Source organism: Enterococcus sp. LJL51, assembly GCF_054871795.1.
This window is the reverse complement of record NZ_JBTXLW010000001.1, coordinates 294,641-316,128: the sequence shown is the minus strand read 5'-3', so window position 1 is coordinate 316,128 and position 21,488 is coordinate 294,641. Positions and strand designations below refer to the sequence as shown.

At 39.6% G+C, this 21,488-nt stretch carries 19 protein-coding genes; 10 read left to right on the top strand and 9 right to left on the bottom strand.

All coding sequences use genetic code 11. The features are described 5' to 3' along the window. Positions 1 to 328: 328 nt before the first annotated feature. The 5 genes from ACYSNQ_RS01495 to ACYSNQ_RS01475 all read left to right on the top strand — a co-directional run bounded on the left by ACYSNQ_RS01495 (position 329) and on the right by ACYSNQ_RS01475 (position 6,337). Positions 329 to 2,359 (top strand): alpha/beta hydrolase, encoded by a 2,031-nt coding sequence (locus ACYSNQ_RS01495; protein ID WP_426080997.1) that lies wholly within the window; start codon positions 329 to 331, stop codon positions 2,357 to 2,359. Positions 2,360 to 2,513: 154 nt separating this feature from the next. Further along, positions 2,514 to 2,972 carry a MarR family winged helix-turn-helix transcriptional regulator gene (locus ACYSNQ_RS01490; protein ID WP_426080996.1) on the top strand — a complete coding sequence of 153 codons (459 nt, stop codon included), beginning with the start codon at positions 2,514 to 2,516 and terminating at the stop codon, positions 2,970 to 2,972. Between the two features lie 11 nt (positions 2,973 to 2,983). Continuing rightward, the gene (locus ACYSNQ_RS01485; protein WP_426080995.1) at positions 2,984 to 3,850 is read left to right on the top strand and encodes a DUF6544 family protein; all 867 of its coding nucleotides are present in this window, start codon (positions 2,984 to 2,986) and stop codon (positions 3,848 to 3,850) included. Positions 3,851 to 3,964: 114 nt separating this feature from the next. Further along, complete coding sequence (locus tag ACYSNQ_RS01480) at positions 3,965 to 4,648, top strand: endonuclease V (RefSeq protein WP_426080994.1); 684 nt, start codon at positions 3,965 to 3,967, stop codon at positions 4,646 to 4,648. A 286-nt stretch (positions 4,649 to 4,934) separates the two neighbouring features. After that, a protein-coding gene (locus ACYSNQ_RS01475; RefSeq protein WP_426080993.1) for an IS3 family transposase occupies positions 4,935 to 6,337 on the top strand; the annotation gives its coding sequence in 2 pieces (ribosomal slippage) (positions 4,935 to 5,436 and positions 5,436 to 6,337; 1,404 coding nt in all). A 112-nt stretch (positions 6,338 to 6,449) separates the two neighbouring features. Here the strand turns inward: ACYSNQ_RS01475 and ACYSNQ_RS01470 are convergent. After that, positions 6,450 to 7,121, bottom strand: a complete 672-nt coding sequence (locus tag ACYSNQ_RS01470; RefSeq protein ID WP_426080992.1) for a CPBP family intramembrane glutamic endopeptidase — start codon at positions 7,119 to 7,121, stop codon at positions 6,450 to 6,452. A 594-nt stretch (positions 7,122 to 7,715) separates the two neighbouring features. On the opposite strand from ACYSNQ_RS01470, the gene ACYSNQ_RS01465 reads away from it, so the two are divergent. Genes ACYSNQ_RS01465 through ACYSNQ_RS01455 form a run of 3 tightly spaced genes read left to right on the top strand, consistent with a single transcriptional unit; the run spans position 7,716 to position 9,912 of the window. Next, positions 7,716 to 8,891, top strand: a complete 1,176-nt coding sequence (locus ACYSNQ_RS01465) for an RtcB family protein (RefSeq protein ID WP_426080991.1) — start codon at positions 7,716 to 7,718, stop codon at positions 8,889 to 8,891. Positions 8,892 to 8,900: 9 nt separating this feature from the next. Beyond that, positions 8,901 to 9,455, top strand: a complete 555-nt coding sequence (locus tag ACYSNQ_RS01460) for a GNAT family N-acetyltransferase (RefSeq protein ID WP_426080990.1) — start codon at positions 8,901 to 8,903, stop codon at positions 9,453 to 9,455. Between the two features lies 1 nt (position 9,456). Next, positions 9,457 to 9,912, top strand: coding sequence for a GNAT family N-acetyltransferase (locus ACYSNQ_RS01455; RefSeq protein ID WP_426080989.1), 456 nt, complete (start codon positions 9,457 to 9,459; stop codon positions 9,910 to 9,912). A gap of 276 nt (positions 9,913 to 10,188) precedes the next feature. On the opposite strand, the gene ACYSNQ_RS01450 is transcribed toward ACYSNQ_RS01455, so the two are convergent. Next, positions 10,189 to 10,983 (bottom strand): MurR/RpiR family transcriptional regulator, encoded by a 795-nt coding sequence (locus tag ACYSNQ_RS01450; protein ID WP_426080988.1) that lies wholly within the window; start codon positions 10,981 to 10,983, stop codon positions 10,189 to 10,191. A 162-nt stretch (positions 10,984 to 11,145) separates the two neighbouring features. Here ACYSNQ_RS01450 and ACYSNQ_RS01445 point away from each other — a divergent pair, with 162 nt between their 5' ends. Then, a complete protein-coding gene (locus ACYSNQ_RS01445) occupies positions 11,146 to 12,594 on the top strand; it encodes a glycoside hydrolase family 1 protein (protein WP_426081158.1) in 1,449 nt (482 codons plus the stop codon). 175 nt (positions 12,595 to 12,769) lie between these two features. Here ACYSNQ_RS01445 and fni read toward each other — a convergent pair whose 3' ends face one another. From fni to ACYSNQ_RS01410, 7 genes are all read right to left on the bottom strand, one after another. Then, a complete protein-coding gene (gene fni, locus ACYSNQ_RS01440) occupies positions 12,770 to 13,825 on the bottom strand; it encodes a type 2 isopentenyl-diphosphate Delta-isomerase (protein WP_426080987.1) in 1,056 nt (351 codons plus the stop codon). Then, complete coding sequence (locus tag ACYSNQ_RS01435) at positions 13,806 to 14,903, bottom strand: phosphomevalonate kinase (protein ID WP_426080986.1); 1,098 nt, start codon at positions 14,901 to 14,903, stop codon at positions 13,806 to 13,808. Before ACYSNQ_RS01435 ends, fni begins: the two co-directional genes overlap by 20 nt. Then, positions 14,896 to 15,900: a diphosphomevalonate decarboxylase gene (gene mvaD, locus ACYSNQ_RS01430; RefSeq protein ID WP_426080985.1), complete on the bottom strand. Its 1,005-nt coding sequence runs from the start codon at positions 15,898 to 15,900 to the stop codon at positions 14,896 to 14,898. Before mvaD ends, ACYSNQ_RS01435 begins: the two co-directional genes overlap by 8 nt. Then, entirely contained in the window at positions 15,897 to 16,838 is a 942-nt protein-coding gene (gene mvk, locus ACYSNQ_RS01425) for a mevalonate kinase (protein WP_426080984.1), read from the bottom strand. Before mvk ends, mvaD begins: the two co-directional genes overlap by 4 nt. Positions 16,839 to 16,858: 20 nt before the next feature. Continuing rightward, positions 16,859 to 18,214 carry a tripartite tricarboxylate transporter permease gene (locus tag ACYSNQ_RS01420; RefSeq protein ID WP_426080983.1) on the bottom strand — a complete coding sequence of 452 codons (1,356 nt, stop codon included), beginning with the start codon at positions 18,212 to 18,214 and terminating at the stop codon, positions 16,859 to 16,861. 1 nt (position 18,215) lies between these two features. Continuing rightward, complete coding sequence (locus ACYSNQ_RS01415; protein WP_426080982.1) at positions 18,216 to 18,437, bottom strand: hypothetical protein; 222 nt, start codon at positions 18,435 to 18,437, stop codon at positions 18,216 to 18,218. Positions 18,438 to 18,663: 226 nt separating this feature from the next. Further along, entirely contained in the window at positions 18,664 to 19,296 is a 633-nt protein-coding gene (locus ACYSNQ_RS01410; RefSeq protein ID WP_426080981.1) for a pentapeptide repeat-containing protein, read from the bottom strand. A 478-nt stretch (positions 19,297 to 19,774) separates the two neighbouring features. On the opposite strand from ACYSNQ_RS01410, the gene ACYSNQ_RS01405 reads away from it, so the two are divergent. After that, entirely contained in the window at positions 19,775 to 21,454 is a 1,680-nt protein-coding gene (locus tag ACYSNQ_RS01405; RefSeq protein ID WP_426080980.1) for a peptide ABC transporter substrate-binding protein, read from the top strand. Positions 21,455 to 21,488: the final 34 nt, after the last annotated feature.

Genomic DNA, 21,488 nt, shown 5'->3' with positions numbered 1-21,488 from the left:
TAATTTTTACACCAAATAATTTTGTCTAGGAAACAGTTGTTTCTATTTCTAGCTCTTTTAATTAAAGGAGAGAAACTTTGCCAATGTATTTGAATGACAAGGTGTCAATTTGACTCTAATAATCGCAGAGTCAGGATTAGTCTTATGATAATATCATAAGGATTTTTAAACAATATAAAATAGTCTAGAACGATTTAATTGAGAAATACATAATATGTTAGCGTTTTAAAACTTACTCTTATTAAAAAATTTTTACCATATTATTTGCTTTTAAAAAAGGTAACTGCTATTCTCTTTGAGAAATTATTATTAACAAGGAGGAAAAGAAGTGAAGAAGTATGTAATTTTTAAGGGAATGGCAGCACTGCTGCTGGCCGCAGGTATTTTTAGACCATTAATCGTTTATGGGGAGACAGCTACGTATAAAGAGATAAGTCCCAATGTTTTTTCAGTAGATAAAGAAGCGGCTCAGGTTAAAGCAAATGGGTCTGAAAATGGATTGATGTCCAGTTACTTTTTAGATGGGAAGCAAAGTCTTACGCCGCAAGAGCAAGCGGTTGTGACGTATATCGAACAATACTTAACAAGCTATCTGTCAAAGCAGCCGACAAATCGGGGTTTGATTGGAGATGTGATTGATGGAGCAATAGTTGAACTAGCTTTTGATACGGCTTTTAAAAGAGAGAGTGTTCTCTTCACGCTGATTCAAAATCTAACTGGTTCTAATAATGAAGAAAAGCCTTATACAGACTGGTATAAGGCACTGACGAATACCTCGGAACGATATCAAACTGTGTACGATGAGCCTACGGGTCAAAACATTCAGCTTTATGCCCGTTACATCGACAATCATTCCGAAAAAACAGTCGTTGTGCACAGCGGATACAGAGACGGACAAAACTCTAATTTAACCCATGTAAAGCTGTTCTCTGATATGGGCTACAATATACTAATTCCGGATACCCGCTCTCACGGAGATAGTGAGGGAGAATATATTACGTTTGGACACTATGAGAAAGAGGATTTGACTGGCTGGATTAATCAGGAGGTACAGAGCAGACTGGATCAGGAGATAATTCTTTTTGGAATATCTATGGGTGCAGCAACAACTATGCTCTCTCAAACTACCCCTCATCCCAATGTGACGGCTTATATTGAAGACTGCGGTTACTATTCAACTGAGCAGCAATTCCACGATATTCTAAACCTGTTTACCCAATTTTTTAAATATATTCCATTAGTTAAGGATTACGATTGGACTGGAAAGGAAGGTCAGCTGATTAATAAGCTGAATGAAGAGAAAACTAAACCAATCCTGAAAATGGATATCTATCAAGTTGCTCCGATTAATGCTGTAGACAAAACGGGTGTACCAAAGCTATTTATTCATGGAGATGCGGACTGGTTTATTCCACCAGTGGCTCAAGAGGTTCTGTATGATAAAGCAATCGGCTACAAAGAAAAGCTAACCGTCGCAGGGGCGGAGCATGGTCAGTCGATTTATATTGATGAGGCTTTATATACCGCAACGGTTCATTCGTTTTTAGAAACAGTTGACAATATGACTGTTAAAAATCCAGTAGTAGCTCCGGATGTGAACTTATTGAAAAATACTGATTTTGAAACGAATGAGACCCGCCTTATTGATTGGGAAACCAGTACTGATAATCAAGCGTTTAGTAATGCTCCGCTCAGCAAGAACGGGTTAAACGAATTCGTTTTGAAAAAGCTTTTACTTACGGATATGGTTACTGTTTTTCGTGAGGAGGAAGGTTTGCGCTTTTTTAATAGGCAGTATAATAATATAGGAGCTATTGGTCAGTTACTTGCAGTGAAAGCTGGTGAGACATATGAGCTCTCTTTTAATGTAAAAAATGATACAGAAGCCTTGGTGACCTACCCGAATGTTCTATATAGTTTGGGAAACCAGAGGATAGATGAAGGATTGAGTGCAACTCAGAAACAAAGTAAAAAACTGTTATACACAGCAGAAACAGATGGTGAGATTCGTGCCAGTATAGGAGCTAAACTAGGCTATAAAACACTCATTTCCAGAGATTATACCTTTACAACATTTTCCGGCATACAAGTTGTAAATGCAGATCGTACGCCACCAGAGGCACTAAGTATTACTTCAATCACCTTAGCTGGTGACAGCTATCAGATTGAAGGCACAGGTGAGGCCAACACAAAGCTTTTACTTGAAACTTCAGATGGAGTTGTCATAAGTACTTCTGTAGTAACTGAATCCGGCAGCTTCCAGCTCATGGTAGATAAGGAACAAAAGGAGCTGCTGCATTTAATCAGTCAGGACGATAAAGGCAATCAAAGTCAGTCGGTAGTGATTGTCTTCCAATAATTTAGAAGTGTTTAAAAGATGAACGTTCGTGCTGAGTAGGCATTGACGTTCATTTTTTGATAAAGAAATTACAAATTATTTTTGTTTGTTTGACAATAAAGGTAACTGGTTATATAATTATGTAACTAGTTATCTTTGTTGAAGGAGTGTTTTGATGGATTATACAGCGATGGGTGAACAGGAATATATTTTTGCAGGGATATTTACTTTAGCTAACCGACTTCAAAGGCTAGGCGACAAGCTGGATGACCATATGACGATAAAGCAATGGATGTTGATTGCTGTAGTTACAAAAGCGGAAAATCAAATGCTGACAATTAGTGAAGCTGCAGCTGTTATTGGCAGCTCACATCAGAATATCAAAAAAATGGCAGTTATTTTGGAAAAACAAGGATTTTTGACGCTTTCCAAAGCACCAGAAGATGGCAGAGTGGTCAGGCTTAGTCTAACAGATTACTGCAAAAACTATTTTTCTGAACGGGATGAGAGTGAACAGGCATTTTTAGCTGCTGTTTTTCAGGGGTTTGATGAAGAAGCGACAGCAGGTTTGTACAAGGGGCTTAGACTTCTCCAACAAAATATTGAAAAGCTTGAAAAGAAAGATGATTTATGAGGAGGGACATTATGATAAAGATTGTAGGAGGACTTGGACTAGTCATTGTGCTGCTCTATATTTACTTGCTAATACCGGGAGGAAAGCTGTGGCAGAAGTATCTTGCAGACACAGAGCAGTCTTTTGCAGAGATAAGCGGCAGCCGTGAGCCTTCCGGAAAGTTTTCAAAGGATACTGTTGCTCAGCTGCCGCCGCTGCTTCAAAGACATATTACCAATGGCGGATATTTAGAGAAACCGCTAATGAGCAACATGTTTATCCAATTTATCAATACAAAGTTTCGGTTATCACCAGATAAGAAAACAATGCCTATTCAATTTCAACAGCTGAACTTTGCCGGACGCCCTGATCGTCATGCTTTTCTAACAGCCAAAATGGCAGGTGTACTGCCGCTGCAGGCAAAAGACAGTGTGATTGCTGGCATTGGATCAATGACCGGAGTTTTGGCAAAGCATTTTCAGTTGTTTCGGTCTACTGGGGCAGAGATGGATCAGGGGCAGTTGATTACGGCCCTGGCAGATGCCGTTTATCTGCCGTCGTTGTTTGTACAGGATTTCGTTACTTGGAGAACCATTGATGAACAAACTGTAGAAGGCTGTATTACTTGGGAAAATATCTCAGCAGCCGGGCGTTTCAGCTTCGATGAGCAAGGGAATATCATACGATTTGATACCGACGACCGCTACATGGATGATAATGGAAAAGGTAGCAAGCTCGTGCCTTGGTATGTGCTTTATGCGAATTATCAAAATCAAAATGGATTCTGGCAGCCGGGGAAGGTTCAGGTTAACTGGCAGCTGCCAGAGGGAGCTTATACGTATTTTGAAAGTAATCAAATAAAAATTGAGTATTCTGTTGAGAAATTTCCTGAAAGCTGAGGGTTCTATGACTGTTGAGGGATTAAACAAAGCAATGGAGCCTGAAAATAATTAGCAGAGTCTCAGCTGATAAAGTATAATTTTTATCAAGAGTAATTATTTTAGGAGGAGTATATGTCTCAAGAAGAACAGTTTAAACAGGAACAGGAAAAGTGGCAGCCTGGTATTTCTTTGCAAAATACATTTCAGCTGGAAAATCTAAAGCTGGTTGCAGGGGTGGACCTTGCCTATTGGGAACATGAAGGCAAGGAATACGGGGTCTGCTGTATCGTATTGATTGACTATCATACAAAGGAAGTTGTAGAAACAGTGGATCATTTTTCGAGGATAGAGGTTCCATATATATCTGGTTATTTAGCCTTTAGAGAGCTGCCGCTTATTTTAGAAGCAGTAAAAAAGCTGACGAAAAAACCAGACCTTTATATGTTTGACGGAAACGGTTACCTTCATTATCGACATATGGGGATTGCCACTCATGCTTCTTTTTATTTGAATACACCATGTATTGGTGTAGCGAAAACCTATTTAAAAATTGCTGGTACAGACTTTACAATGCCTGCAAATGAAGTAGGCGCAAAAACAAAGATTCTTATAAATAGTGAAGAATACGGAGCAGCAGTTCGCTCTAGAAAAGATGTCAAACCTATTTTTGTTTCTTGTGGAAATTGGATTGATTTAACAACCGCCTGTAAGATTACCATGCACTTTATTGAAAAAAACAGCAGACTACCGCTGCCGACTAGATATGCAGATCTTGAAACACATATAAAAAGGAGAAAATACCAGCAGTCACTTTAGCAGGAAAATGCGGATTATTCGATAAATCATCAGGCATAGCTGAAGAATTATAGACGAAGAAAAAATGTCGGATGAAGTGGTTATCAATTGAGTAAGACTTTATTGAAAGCACAGTAAATGAAACTGCTAATCTTGCCTTGGAGATTTTTCGTTGACTATCTGTATTTAGTAAAGGAGAGCTCCCACGATTTATTCAGATAGCAACGAAAAAAAGAGTTCAAGGCTTTGAGTGAGCCGACCCCCAAAAGTTAGACCTAGAAATCTAACTTTTGGAGGTTTTTTTTGTATGGCAAAATACAGTTTTGAATTTAAACTTAAACTTGTTCATGACTACTTATCTGGTCAAGGAAGTCTACGGTTTCTCGCAAAGAAGTATGGGTTTAAAAATAGTTCTCAAATAAGCAAATGGATTAATGCCTATAAAGAACTTGGTGAAGAAGGACTACTTCGTAGTCGAAAAAGTAAGAATTACTCTGTTCAATTTAAGCTAGATGCGATAGAGTTGTATCTAACGACAGAGTTGTCCTATCAAGAAGTAGCCAATGTTCTAAAAATGAATAATCCACCATTGATTGCGAATTGGCTTAAAACGTATCGGAAGTTTGGTATAGATGGACTCTCTAAACAGAAAGGACGTCCACCTACAATGCCTAAGAAGAAACGAAATGAAACCCAGTCATTACTAAGTGAACAATCTCAAGTAGAGAAACTAGAAAAAGAAAATAGAATGTTAAAAATTGAGAATGCCTATTTAAAAGAATTGAGGAGACTGCGTTTAGAGGACAAACAAAAAATGAACGAATCGCGCGAATCATTCACAGTCTCCGAGGACACTTTCGATTAAAAGATATTCTGGAAACCCTAAGGTTTCCAAAAGCTACTTACATGTACTGGCAAAAACGCCTCGACAGAACAGTTTCAACACAAATAATCGAAGAAGAAATTCAAGCGATTCGTAAAAAACATCAACATTATGGTTATAGAAGGATGACTCAAGAATTGAAACGACGTGGATTTCAAGTAAATAAAAAGAAAGTGCAGCGATTAATTCAAAAGTTAAAGTTACAAGTCAAAGCTTTTACTAAGAAATCTAGGAAGTACAATTCATATAAAGGAACCGTTGGTAGAATCGCTAAAAATTTAATTCATCGCCGATTCAATACCTCTGTCCCACATCAAAAAATCACAACAGATACAACTGAATTTAAGTACTTTGAAGCAGATAAAGTAGGTATCCTTCGCCAGAAAAAACTATATTTAGATCCATTTATGGATATGTATAACAGTGAAATTCTAAGCTACAGCCTTTCTGCTCAACCAAATGGTAAAACGATTATGACTGGTCTAGAAGAAGCTATCTTTCAAACAGATGATTGTCCTTATCGTCGCACCTTCCACTCTGATCAAGGCTGGGCTTATCAAATGAAGGCCTATATACAAACATTAAAGGACAACAATATCTTTCAAAGTATGTCCCGAAAAGGAACCTGTTTAGATAATTCTCCTATGGAGAATTTCTTCAGCATCCTAAAACAAGAGGTGTACTATGGAAAAATCTATCAAAGTCAAAATGAACTAAGAGAAGCAATTGAGAACTACATTTATTATTATAATCATCACCGAATCAAAGAAAAACTTAACTGGAAAAGCCCAGTAGAATTTCGACAATTCAATCAAAAAACTGCATAAAAAATAGAGTGGAAAAATCCACTCTATAAAAAGTCTAACTTTTTGGGGTCACTACAGAGAAGGTCCTGAACTCTTTCATTTTGGATTTAAATAACTCCTATGTTCACACGATTTACTGCATCATCAGAATCATTGCAATTGCTGAAATGGCATTATTGACGAAGTGAACCGCGATGGAAACTTCCAGCCGTTTCGTTTTATAATATGGGTAAGCCATAATCAGACCAAGTAAGGCATAGAGCATGAAATCAATAAACGTAGTCGCGGTATGAATCAATCCGAAAACAATTGAGCTGACAGCCATTCCGATAAATGGCTGATTTTTAAACAGTAGACCCATAATGCCGCCGCGAAAAACGATTTCCTCCATAATTGGTGCTGAAACTGCAATCAACAAAAATAACAGAACAGAGCTTTCACCGGAAAAGATAGAATCAATAATCGCATCATTAGCAGTAGTTTCCTGCCCATTTACAAGTTGCCCCAAATAAGTACCGCCAATCGCTACAATTCTTCCTGCAAAATACAGAACAGCAATCATTAATACATTTTTTTTGTTTATCCAGTCAAATGTAAACTCACATAGACTCAGTTTTTTTGCCAGCCACATCAATAAAACAATATTGGCAACTGTAATAAGAATAAGAATTAGCGTATTAACGCTGGACATTGCTGCCTGCCCGCTGGCTAGAGACATCCCCTTGAGCACACCAAAAACAGTCATACTCACCTGACTCAAAATAAATAAACCGACAACAATAAAAAAATTCTTTACATAGTTCATTTCTTCACTCCTTTATATAGCTATGCTAACTATTAATTCTAACAAAGCAGGTGGTTGGTTTTCAAGCATTAGAATAAGAAACTTACTTTTGCGGGAAACTGTAAGTCAGCGATTTTTTTTAAAGTAGAAAATGAAATTAATGTTGACAGAGGTAAAACTGACATGATAGTATAAAATAAATAACATGCAGAGGAGGAGAGAGTATGATGACAACTACAGTAAGCAAAATGTGTCAAAAGACAAAAAATGATCGAGTATATGCTAGTGTTTTTGAGTTATCCGTATGTTGTTTTCATGCGCTCTCAAAAAACTAAAACAGGTATACAGCTGGTTTTTAGCTATCTATTGAGCTAGATAATTTATTTGTTCAATCGGTAAGTAGAGAAAACAAGACGAAGAATCGTCTCGTTATCAGTCTGTGTGTAGTTTTAGATTAGTAGACCTGACAATCATTTTTTGTGGTTGTCAGGTTTTTTGTATGCCCCAAAATTAGCGGAGGTGCTACCCATGAGTGGAAAAAAAGGAAAATTTAGAGAAAAATAACAGGAACGCAGGCATTCTGCGTTCTAATTTAAAAGAAAATGAGGAAACAGAATGTTAACAGTACAAGGAAAATACAACGAGGCAGTCATTTATACTGATCAGGTTAGTGATGGAACGATTGGTCAGATTATTGGCTTATGTAATCAAATAGCTGCTAAAGATAGTAAAATTAGAATTATGCCGGATACGCACAGTGGAACAGGCTGTGTAATCGGTACGACAATGCAGATTAGCGATAAGCTTATTCCTAATCTGGTTGGAGTGGATATTGGCTGCGGCTTGTATGCGGTAAAAATCAAAAAGAATATTAAACTGAATTTTGATAAGCTGGACCGAATCATTCGCTCTAGAATACCAAGTGGTAATCAGGCTCATAAACAACCAGTCAGTGATTTTGAATTAGGCGAGGTATTGGCGCCAATTCATAAAGGCTGGGTACTTAGAAGCTTAGGAACACTCGGCGGAGGTAATCATTTTATCGAAGTAAATGAAGGGCAAGACGGCTATTATCTCGTTATTCACAGCGGCAGCCGGATTTTAGGGAAAGAAATTGCCGAATATCACCAGGAAGCAGCATATCAGGAGCTGTCTACACTTAGAAAAGAGCTAAAGCTTCAAATGAAAACCGCAGAAAAAAATGGCGAAATTGAAGAAGTCCAAAAGCTGAAAGAAGAGCGGGAAAGAGCAAAAATACCTTACGAACTGTCCTACTTGTCTGGTCAAGGATTAACTGACTATTTGAACGATATGAAAATTGCCCAAGCCTACGCTGCTGAAAACCGCCGCTTAATGGCAGAAATCATCTTAAAAGGGATGAAGTGGAAAAAATCAGTAGTTGAACAATTTGATTGTCCACACAATTATATTGATTTGAAGCAGAGTATTTTGAGAAAGGGAGCAGTCTCTGCTCAAAAAGGAGAGCAGCTGATTATCCCTTTGAATATGAAGGACGGCAGTATCATCGGACGAGGTAAAGGAAATCCTGAGTGGAACTATTCAGGACCTCATGGAGCTGGCCGTCAGCTAAGCAGGTCGGAAGCGAAACGCCAGATTAGTCTGGAAAGCTATCAACATGTTATGAAAGGAATCTGGACAACCTCGGTTTCCAAAAAAACAATAGATGAAGCACCTAAAGCTTATAAGCCGGTGAAACAGTTATTGGCTGATATCGAACCGGCAGTGGAGGTACAGGAGATTATTCGCCCGCTATATAATTTTAAAGGATGAGGTAGAGAAATGACACAGACAAGAAACAGAAGCATCATGAAAAAGGATTTGTTGATGTTGGAAGCATCGGCTGAAAAAGCCGGGCTAAAATTGAATACAATGGTAAATCTGTCAAATGATAAAAAGCTGGAGTTAGGCAAGATGCTCTGGCAGGCATTTCAGGGAACAGAGGATGATCAGGGAGAAACGCTGGAAGAGATGAAGCAGGAAGTAGCAGAAACCTTTTCTGGAAAATACGGCGAGCTTCTCGAGGAGCATTCCTTTATAGTGATGGACGCTTCGGGGCATATTGAGGCAGCAGCAATGGTAACGGCTTTTCGTAAAAGACTGCCACTTCTGGTCTATCTGGCAACAGCTCCAGAGGCTCGGAAACAGGGATTAGCGGGCGTTTTACTAAAAACTGCAGCAGCATCTTTAGCTAGTATGAAATACGATGAACTCTATTTAGTGGTCAGCAACCAGAATTCCGCTGCTAGAAATATATATAAACATGCTGGTTTTGTAGATGTAGGTACAGATTGGGCAGAGGTACTGAAAAACAAAAAAATGGAAATGGGGAAATAGAATGAAAAATGTTCATTTAGAACCCATTAAACAGGAGAATATAGAAGCTGCGTTCCAATTAAACGTGGCAGAAGAGCAGCATAGATATGTTGCACCAATTGAAAGGAGTCTGGCGTATGCTTATGTAAACAGGGATCAAGTGCAGCCCTTTGGTATTTATGCAGAAGAGCAGATGGTCGGCTATGTATTAACAATTTATGATCCTTCCGACGGTATGTACTGTGTCTGGCATATGTTGATTGACTCAGCCCAACAGGGGCAAGGATATGGCTATGAAGGATTGAAGCTAGTGCTGGACTATTTCCGCTCGGAACCATTTGGCAAAGGAACAAGTATTGGACTTTCCTGTCATGAAGAAAATACACAGGCTTTGCAGTTGTATCGTAGATTGGGATTCAAAGAGACTGGTGAAAAGGATGATGAAAACGAGCTGACTATGCTCAGGGATTTTAGCTGACTAAATGAGATTCTCAGATAGTTGAACCGTCAATCATCTTGCTTTAGCAGACTATAAATCAAGCAGTTTAGAAAAAATGGAGCCACCCAAAAAGTTTTATACGTTAACTTGTTTTGATAGGCAAAAAATAATAGGTATCGTAGAGTCTGGGAGATAAATAAATTCCCAGACTTTTAGTATACCTAAAATCGAATCAGCGGTGAGGCATAAATAACTACTGTCAGGCTAAGCAAAATTGATGAGGTTATTTCAGTTATAAAAAGAACTTCTTTTTCCTTAGCTTCCGTATAATGCAGCATATCTTCGGGTAAAATAGTCAAAAAAGAATGTTAAAGGATATGTGCCAATCTGGACATAATTTTCTGTTGTGACATGAATTGTCTGACTAAACTGATTTGTCAGCATATTTTTGGTATTTTGAGTAATGAAAACCGATTTTGCAGGACTTTGACTGATCATTTGAACCAGTTCGGGGGATTTTGTCAGCAGCGTCCCGTATGAAGAAATGACAATAATAACCGATTGTTTATCAAGGGATGTAATCAGCTTCTGCTGCAAATCCTCTGTTTCACCTAAAAAAACAACTTTCTTACTAGATAAAAGTGAAGTTTGTATATCTTTGGCAAGCTCAAGTGTTGCACTATAGCCGATTAAAACAACGGTGGAGGCATTATGAATTTCCTGCAGCAGTTCATCAATGACACGAATATCTATCGTTTGCAAAACATCCTGCACAGCAGTGGTAATCTCTTCACTGTAATTTTTTAGATAGCTTTCGGGCTCTTCCTTCAACAGCTGAAATTGGACGGTATTCATCCGTAATGCGTTGTAGGGAGACAAAGAAATAAGGGCAGTGAGTGCTTTTCTCAATGAGGCAAAGGAATCAAACTGAAAATGGCGGCTAAAGCGAGTCAGCGTTGCCGGAGACACATAGCACTGTTGGGCAATTTCAGAAATTGTCAGTTTTGGTACTTCTTCTGTATGAGTCAATAGATAAAGAATGATTTTTGAATAGCTGGTTTCTCTTTCGTGGGTATTCAAGTAAGTCAGAAAATTATAGATATCAAACATCAGTGAAGCACTCCAATCACAAGTTCATTTTCATCATGGTGAAAATGACGGATAAATTTGAAAATAGAAAGACAAACAGGAAAATCCCGCGAGGTTTTCCTGTGCTATGATAACTAAGATGATTCAATTATACACTAGAACGGAAAAGAAAGGATGAAAACTATGAGTGGGTTTCCTCAAAACTTTTTATGGGGCGGTGCAACAGCTGCCAATCAATTTGAAGGTGCTTTTTTAGAAGATGGAAAAGGCTGGTCAACAGCTGACACAGCTCGCTATATCAAGGAGAATGGAACAGATATTCATGCTATTACTAAGCCAATGACAACAGCTGACGTTAAAGCAGCGATGGCTGATCAGGAAGGCGTGTACCCTAAACGCCATGGGATTGACTTTTATCATCGATACAAAGAAGATATCGCGTTATTTGCAGAAATGGGCTTCAAAACGTTTCGACTGTCTATTTCCTGGCCGCGGATTTTTCCAAATGGTGATGAAGCAGAACCGAACGAAGCCGGTTTGGCTTTTTATGATAGAGTCTTTGATGAACTGTTGAAATACGGAATCGAGCCTTTAGTAACAATCTCTCATTATGAATTTCCATTAGAATTAGCTTTCAAGCAAAATGGTTGGGAAAGTCGGAAAACAATAACTGCTTTTGAAAGATATACCCGTGTTCTTTTCAATCGTTATAAAGATAAAGTGAAATATTGGCTAACATTTAATGAAATCAATATTATCGGTATGACAGGGTACTTGAGCGGCGGTCTTTTAGCTGATCAGACAGATAATATGTTACAAGCACAGTATCAGGCAGCCCACCATCAGTTTGTGGCTAGTGCACTGGCAGTAAAGGCTTGTCATGAGATTATCCCGGATGCAAAAATCGGTTGTATGCTTGCTAGAATGGAAGCTTACCCTGATACGAGTAATCCGCTTGATGTAATGGAGAGTATCAATAGTGACCATACAAACTTGTTTTATTCAGATGTACAGATTCGCGGTTATTACCCAAGCTATATGAAGAAATTTTTCCGGGACAATCAAATTACTATTAAGAAAGAAGCAGGAGATGATGCTCTGCTTCGCGAAGGAACAGTAGATTATATGTCCTTTAGCTACTATATGAGCAGCATCGCCACTCATGAAAAATCAGCAGATACAGTAGGTGGTAATTTGCTGGGCTCTAAGAAAAATCCATACCTTAAAGCCAGTGACTGGGGTTGGCAGATTGATCCAGTAGGATTACGCATTACAATGCATAAACTATATGACCGCTATCAAATCCCGTTGTTTATCGTTGAAAATGGACTGGGAGCGAAGGATGTTGTTGAGGCAGACGGCAGCATTCATGATTCTTACAGGATTGATTATTTAAGAGATCATATTAAAGAAATGGAAGCAGCCATTGATGAAGGTGTAGAGTTGATGGGCTACACACCTTGGGGCTGTATAGACTTAGTTAGTGCAAGCACTAGTGAAATGTCTAAACGTTACGGTTTTATTTATGTAGATTTGGATGATGAAGGGAACGGCACACTGGCACGCTCGAAAAAAGATTCTTTTGATTGGTACAAGAAGGTTATTTCAAGTAATGGAGCTGATTTAGCATAAGAAAAAGGATTTCGGAATTTTTCCGAAATCCTTTTTTATTGGTAAAGGGAATTTAGACTAGTTGTATTTATAGACTCAGTAATATCAAGAAATAGTAAGGGGGATACTTAGAGAGTGCTTATTTTCGAAGAAGCAGCTTTTGCGTCTACAGTTTCCCTATTCTTGTTCACCAACCTTAAAAGGACGAGCTTCGTTGACTGTAGTATTGGTAAGGAATACCCCGGCTTTCACACCAGTCAATTAGTGAACGGTCAAAAACAAGGTCGGTGGTCGTCAGTTCCTCAGTCGTACGTTTTCCAAGCAAGGTGTAAAGCAGTGTTAATTCTTCCTGCCATTGCCGGACAAGAGCGATAGCAGCATCCAGACCATTACTCATAAGATAAGTAAGAATAGTCCCCGAAATGCCTACGCCTTTAGCACCTAGACTTAGAGCTTTTATGATATCAAGAGAATTTCGAATGCCGCCGGAAGCCAAAATTGTCATTTTATCACGATGAACAGAAGACTCCAATAGAGAAATAACTGTAGACTGTCCCCAGTCGTTTAAGAAACTAAGTTCTCTTTTTTTTCTACGGGCATTTTCAATTTGTGTAAAGCTGGTTCCACCACGGCCGCTGACATCAACAGTTTGAATACCAATCGAAAATAGCTGTGCAAGAGTTTGACTGCTCATACCAAAGCCGACTTCTTTAACCATTAAAGGACAATCAAGCTGCTGATTAATTTCTTCAATCTGCTCAAGCCAGCTGGTAAAATCGCGGTCCCCTTCAGGCATAACTAGTTCCTGGGGGGCATTCAAGTGAATTTGCAGACCATCCGCTTTGAAAAGCTCTACAGCTCTCTTTGCATCGTCTAACGAAGTACCGGCTCCAATATTTGCAAGGATTTTCCCGTTAGGGTTCTCTTTGCGGACAATACTGTAGGAGTCTGACAGAGTCGGATCTTTCAATGCAGCACTGACAGAGCCTGTAGCCACCAACACTCCTGTTTCTCTGGCAATGATTCCTAGCTGCTGATTGATTTTCTTGGTTTTTTCACTCCCGCCAGTCATGGCATTGATATAAAAAGGTAGTGGAAGAGAAAAGCCGAGAAAATGCGTGGTTAAATCTACAGTCTCTGTACTCGCTTCTGGGAGTGAATGATGGACAAATCGTAAACGGTCGAAATCATTCTCTTGTTCTTTATGAAAAGCTTTAGCTAAAGATAAATGTTCATCTTTGCGGTTGTTCATATTCATGACCTCCATAAAAGTAAACATGTAATGGCAGTAAAGTAATTTCCTCTTTCTCCCAAGCACTGACTAAAGGCAGAATACCATTTTTTTGCTTGAAAAGAACAATCCCGCAATCGCCGCCGCCAGCTCCAGAAGATTTCGCTGCTCCGCCGAATTCCTCGGCTAAATCACACAGTTTTCTGAGTGCGGGAGTCTCAATGACTACACCTGTCAGAGAAGTCAACTGTTGTAAGAGCAACCGGTTCTCTCTAAGAGCCGTCTGAATAGCAGTGAGATTATTTTCCTTGAAGCCTCGAATCATTTTTTCAACGCAGCATTTGCTGCTGGAGAGAAAGGACTGATAAGAAGCTTCGCGTTCTTTCTTCGAATGATGTACCTGATCGACTAAATCAGAAGTAGAAGCAGGACTGCCTGTCCAGCCAATGAGCAGCCGCAGCTGCTCGGGAACCGGAAGAGGCTCAATCATTAAATTAGGCCATTGCTGATTCAACAGTTTAGAAAGAGAGGCTTTATGGCTTTGTTCCCTTACCCATTGCTGATCGAATGTAGAAAAAGCAATCCAGCCGCCGTAACAGCTTGCGGCAATATCCCCACAGGAGCCGTTCCCCTGAACTTCCAGATGAGCTAATGCGGAAAGCTTGAATATTTCCTCATTAGCCAGCTTCAGCTGATAAAAATGGTTAAGAGCCTTCACTGTAGCTACAGTAACAGCACCGCTTGATCCCAGTCCATATTTTCTACCGCTGGCGCTGTCTAGCTCGCTGGTTACTTTTAGGTGGTAAAACGATAGTGAACGCTGTTGTTCCTGAGCATATTTTTCTGTTAAACGGATAGCTGCAAGAATATAGTGAAAGGGGTTCTCCCGAGTATCTAAAACCAGCTCGTTATTCTTTCTAGTCCAGCGCACAGGAATTGAACGATATTGTTCCGACTGAATGCTGCCATTCTCCGTTGACTCTTCCAGGCGAACGGTAACAAACTGATCAACCGCCACAATAACTGCTGGATGACCAGGTTCTACTACAGCATATTCTCCAGAAATAAATAACTTTCCGGGAGCAGATACTTCAATCATTGTCCATCAACCTTTCCGGTTTAAGTATTTCCAAACCTGGACCGGTATTGGCTAAAATCAACTGTTTTTCATTAAAATGCTCAGAAAAGAAATGATAAAGCTTTTCCTGATCCTTCTTCTGAACAAGTACTTTAACATTTGGTCCGGCATCCATTGTAAAGTAGCAAGGGATGCCCCGCATCCGGCAGCTTCTAACCAGATTCATCGCTTTGAGAGAATCTGGTGACCAGTAAGTAAAGGGAGGGACAGCACCTAGTGTTGTACCGTGCATCCTAAGCGCATTTGATTCAGCGACTTCACCTAGTGCGCTGAAATTATTTTCTGCAATCGCCTGTTTAGCCAGCTCCAAATCGTCAGCTGCCCCTGTTAGCCAGCCTTGATAAAAAATCGAGGTATCAACCGTTCGCTTCATTCCATCACGGCTGGAAACATCCTTTTGTGTGTCATTTACAAGAATAAACAGCATAGACAGTTCATTTTCCCACGAAGAAGCAGGAACTTGAACTGCGAAAGAGGTATCATCTGAATCACCTTTCCGCCATTCAGCAAATCCGCCGAAGATACTGCGGCAGGCGGAACCCGAACCTCTTCTTGCCAGCTTAGAAAGCTCTTGAGGAGATAGCTCCAAGGATAGAGCAGCGCTGCAGGCACCTGCTAAAGCTGCCAGACCACTTGCAGATGATGCTAAACCAGCCGCTGTAGGAACAAAATTGCGGCTGTCGACTGAAGCGTAGTGGCTGATAGAGTATTTATTTCTAAAAATTGTCAAAAATTTGCTGATTTTTTTTGTCTGCTCTTTATTTTGAAGACGATCATTTAAATAGAAGCAATCCTGTGAAAGAGCGGGGTCAAAGGTGACCTCTGTTTCTGTATAAAAAGCGTCCAATGTTAGGGATAGACTGCTGTTCATAGGTAGAATCAGCTGCTCATCTTTTTTCCCCCAGTACTTAATCAGGGCGATATTTGTATAGGCCCGTGCTTTTCCAATGTGTTTCATGCTAGATCCCCCAGTGTCTGTATCCAGGTATTTACAGCGCCATGCTGCTTCATTGCCGTAGCAATCTTTTCTGCAATAATTGGTGTCTCCGCTAGAGCGATAACACAGCCTCCGCGTCCGCCGCCAGTCAACTTGGCTCCAAGTGCCCCTTGTTTGTGGGCAGCTTCCAGCAGCCGGTCAATCATTGGATGACTGACAGTCAAATCAGCCAACAACATTTGAGCTTGGTTCATAATAGTGCCAAGCCTGCGAACGTCATTAGCTAAAATTGCTTCTTTCGCTTCAATTGTCAGCTCTCCCAGCTGCTGAATTTTTGGGCTGATTTTTGCTTTATTAGTATCAAAGAGATGAGCGACGTCTTTGACAGCTTCTCTTGTCTGCCCTTTGATGTCAGTGTCTGCGACAATCAGGTAGGCATTTTCCAGCTTCATAGGAAAGGTTTCAAGCTCGCTACCCTTGACAAAAAACAATGGCTGGGAGCCGCTGGTGGCGGCTCCGTCAATCCCACTGGGATTCCCATGAGCAATTTTTTCCGCCCGATTAACTAAAACAGTTAGTTCCGCTTTGGTATAGCTATAGCTGTAGTAGTCAAACAAGCTGCGAATCACAGAAACTGCAACTGCGGCACTTGAGCCCATACCTCTTTCTGGTGGAATTGTACTATCTATAGTAAAAGTAAAAGACTCAGCCTTTTTTAAGTAATTTAGTGTCTGATAAATGCTTTCTTTAATATTTTTCAGTTTTGCCGGTGCATCCGCCAGCAGTCCTTTATAATAAGTGCAGTCAATTGTCATTTCTTTTGCAGGAACTGCTGTAGTTGTTACCTGCGCCGCTTGGAAGGGAAATGCAACAGCTGGTTCGCCATAGACGACAGAATGCTCGCCAATCAAAATGATTTTTCCAGTTGCATGACCTGTTCCGCTCGTTAGCTTATTCATTTATAAAAAACTTCCTTTATCTAAAATATCAAATGTGAGGTAATCCATGGTGCCGCATAGAGAATCATGAACTGGACACCATAGTTGACGCCCATCTTGTTTAACGTCCCACAGACAATCCCAACTAAAAGAACACCGAATATATTAACAAGTCCTGCATCCATAAAAGCCAACAGCAGGATAAAGCCGATGAATAATCCTAAAATTGCTTCATGAGGGATTTTCTTTAAAACAAAAGCAGTCATCTGCTGGGCGTAGTTCATTGCGATGAAATAGGTAATAACAGAAGCAATTACGGCAGCAAAAAGAATCGCAAAAACAAACTCTCCCTTTGTAAGCAGATGATGAATGTTTCTATCCAAAGTAAAGACTGGCGGGGCATTAAATAATGCATTTGCTGGTCCTACTGCAACTGGCGACAAAGGAATACCCAAGGCAATTAAAGGAATGATTACACCTGAAAGATACGTTGCATGAGATAAAGCACTCATCGAAGTAATTGCCATACTGGCTTTTTTTACAGGATCTTTTTCCTTGTTAGCAGCGATTTCTCCAAATAGAATGGTCAGACCCACTGGGCTTAGAAAGAACAGGAAGTTAGACAATAGAGAAACAACAGCACTTGTACCAGCTTCTTTTTTTGTAATTGTCTTAAGAGGATGCTTCAATGCAGCTTCTTCATCCACATGCTTAATGGTTATCTTCTTTTTAGCGTATTTCGGTAAGGCTGCCCGTTTTTGCTCATTTAATAGACCAAGCAGGGAGACAATCAGCGGTCCGATAGTAATGCCTAAAAAGAAAGAAGTGGTAACGGTTTTTTCCTGTGGAACTGCACCAATTCCCCAATAAAGATAGCGCAAACCTTGAAATAGTAATGCCAGAGGAATAATGCTGATTAGAGCAAATAATTTATTTTTTCCGATAAGAGCTAAAAAAACAGCGCCAAAGACGAATAGAAGTGCGGCATAGGATTTTACAGATTCGGAAAAAGGCGCAAGAATATTTGCCAGCAGCAAACTGACTGGAATAGCAATTACTGTTCCAATAATAGAGCCGGTTGCCATTTTTTTAATACTGGTAGCAGCCATTCCCTGATCCTTTAGAAAAAGTGCATGCTCAATCATTGGAGTGGACATTACACCACCCGGCAGTCCAACTAAAGCAGTCGGAATTGCATTCATCAGGTTTAGAGTCACGATTGCAGCGATAAAAAAAGTTAAGACTACGATAGGTTGTAACCCTGAAAGAACAAGGGCTAAGGTCACCGGCATTAAGACAGAAGTTTCATCTGTACCAGGAACAAAACCTATAAATGTATAGAGAACGACTGCTCCAAGAACTGCCAGCAGCATTTGAAGTAAGAGAGAAGCATCCATACTAATTTTCCTCCTCCACTATGCGCTTTGGCTTAATTAAAAAAGTCGATAGGAGGAAGCCCAGTACCGCACCGCCAAGACCGAAAAATAGTTGTTTTGTCTGGTCAGCAGCAGGGGCCAGGAAATAGCCGCCCATAGTTAAGCCGCTGCAGATTAGAACGGAAAGAATCAAGTCGCTGATTTTTACCAGATCTCCCCAAATCTCAATAAATTCTTTTTTCACTTTTTTCTCCTTTCGATAACCATAACAAAGGAAGTGTCTAAAAAATACAGACTTCGTTAAGAACCACTATCCTAAATTATTTAATCAGGCTGCTTACAAACTTGTAAGGTCAACCTTCATTAGTTTATCGAAAAAGGAATAGCAAGTAAAATTCTTACGCTCATTTCTAAAGAAAACGTTAAGCTGTTTTCTTCCTATATAAATGCTGCGTTGGTTTTATGGCAAGCTATTTAATTTTTACACCTAATGTTCCGGCAATAACTAAAGCCTGTTCGGCATTAATTATCAGTCCATGAATCGATTCTGGTGAAAAAGCAATGGCATCGAAACGGTTTTCCGACAAATCAAGCTTATTCAGCTTAGTATGGAACCATTGGCTTTGTGTTAGTTCACAGTCTGTCAGCTTTAAATGCTGCCAGTCAACTTCAGTAAAGTCACTTTGATTCAGACGATTCTTTTCAAAATGGGTAACTTTTAAGGTTGAGGCAGCAAAAGAAGCATAATCCAGCATGCAGTCGTCAAACAGACAGTCTTTAAAATAGCCTTCAGCAAAATTAATACCAGTTAGTTTGCACCCTCTAAACTCTACCTGATGGAAGCTCGACCCTATCCAGTCGGCATTTGAAAAATCACAGTTTTCAAAGACAACATTTACACATTCAAAATGTCGAAGTCGGCTGCCGGGAAGCAGCAGCTTTTTAAAATGACATTCTTTGAAAAAAAGGTGATGAAAATCAATCTCTGTTAACAATTGATTCTCAATAAAAGACGCTTCAACAATGCCTTCATCTTCTAGCTCAAGGTCGTAGCGTGGCAGCTTTGCCGGCAAAACTGGCAAAATTCGTTTCTTTTCTTTCATATTTGAACCTTCTTTCGAAAATAATTGTCTTTCTATTATATACTAAAATTATTTTTCTCATGGAACAGGAAAAAAGCCGTTGAAAAGGTTTCTAAGAATAAGATGAGTGAATAATAAGAGGGAGGGAGTTTATTGTCGACAGCAAGAAAAAAGTATTAAAAGTCATTTTTTTAGGGAAATATGCTGAAATACGAAAAAAATTAAAGGAATAAACGATAATTTTCGATAGTTGCGATAAAAAAGACAATAATTTATACTATCATTCGGGTTATTGGAAATAAGAAGGCTGAATAATATACGATAAAAAGTAAGTAAATAATAGCTGGAAGTATCACGTTTTTATAATTATTAGGAGAGAATAAGATTTTTCTTGATTTTTTAATGTTATGCGGGTAAACTATACCTCATAGCAATAAATAATTATTAAATTCTGAGTTTTCAGAAAAATGAGAACAGAATTTTCTAGGAGGACATGGGAATGAAGTTTAAAAAGTCATTTGCTTTAGGGACAGTAACTTTACTTAGCGCAGCAGTACTTACTGCGTGTGGCGGCGGTGGAACAACAGACGACTCTAAGTCTGCAGATTCATCATCAAAGGGTACAGCAAGCGGAGAACAAATCTATCGTGTGATTGAGCAGCAAGAAATGCCAAGTGCCGATTTATCTATCGCAACAGACGTAATTAGTTTTACTGCATTGAATAATGTATATGAAGGTATTTACCGGTTAGATTTAGATAATAAAGTTATTACAGCAGGTGCAGCAGAAATGGCTGAAGTCAGCGAAGATGGAACAGTTTACAAAGTGAAGCTGAATGAAGACTCAAAATGGACTGATGGCGAACCTGTAAAAGCAGAAGACTATGTATATGGCTGGCAACGTACGGTTGATCCGGCAACAGCTTCAGAATACGGCTATATGTTTGGTGCTGTTAAAAACGGAACTAAAATTGCTGAAGGTGATGCAAAACCTGAAGAACTGGGTATCAAAGCAGTTGGTGATTACGAGCTTGAGATTACATTAGAGCAAGCAACACCTTACTTTGACTATCTGTTAGCATTCCCATCATTCTTCCCACAAAGAAAAGACATCGTGGAAGAGTATGGCAAAGAGTACGCAACAACTAGCGATAAAGCAGTTTATAACGGACCTTTCGTATTAGATGGATTTGATGGACCAGGTACTGATACAGAATGGTCTTACAAGAAAAATGCAGACTACTGGGATGCAGACACTGTTAAGCTGGACGAAGTAAAAGTAAGTGTTGTTAAAGAAGCACCTACTTCATTAAACTTATTCCAAGATGGACAAGCTGATGATGTTATCTTGACTGGTGAGCTTGCACAGCAAATGGCAAGTGATCCTGAATATGTTATCCAAAAAGAAGCAAGTACACAATACATGGAGTTCAACCAAAGAGATGCGGATTCTCCATTCAAAAATGAAAACCTGAGAAAAGCGATTTCTTACTCAATCGACCGTGATGCATTGGTTAACCAAATCCTAGGTGACGGATCAGTTGCTCCTCAAGGATTGGTTCCAGCAGACATGTCTCATAACCCTGATACTGATGCTGACTTCGTTAAGGATGCAGGCGTGGAAATTGAATTTGATCAAGATAAAGCAAAAGAATATTGGGAAAAAGCGAAGAAAGAATTAGGGATTACTTCATTCGAGTTTGACATCCTTTCTTCTGATACTGATTCTTCTAAGAAAGTAACTGAATACATTCAGGGTGCTGTTACAGAAGCCTTGGACGGCGTGAAAGTAACATTAAGTCCAGTACCATTCTCTGTACGTCTTGACCGTTCAAACAAAGGTGACTTTGATGTAGTATTAAGCGGATGGGGCGCTGACTATGTTGATCCAAGTAGTTTCCTTGATTTGTTTATCACAGACAACTCATATAACCGTGGACGCTATAGCAATACAGAGTATGACAAATATGTGAACTCTGCTGCAACAACAAATGCCAACAATCCTGAAAAACGTTGGGATGACATGGTGAATGCAGAGAAGATTATCACTGGCGAGCTAGGTGTTATGCCAATTTACCAAAAAGCAGAAGGACACATGAGAGCTGCGAAAGTGAAAGATGTTGGCTTCCACCCTGCTGGAGCGCAATATGATTACAAATGGACATACATTTCAGAATAATCTGAAATGACCCGTTCATAGCAAAAGGACCCTT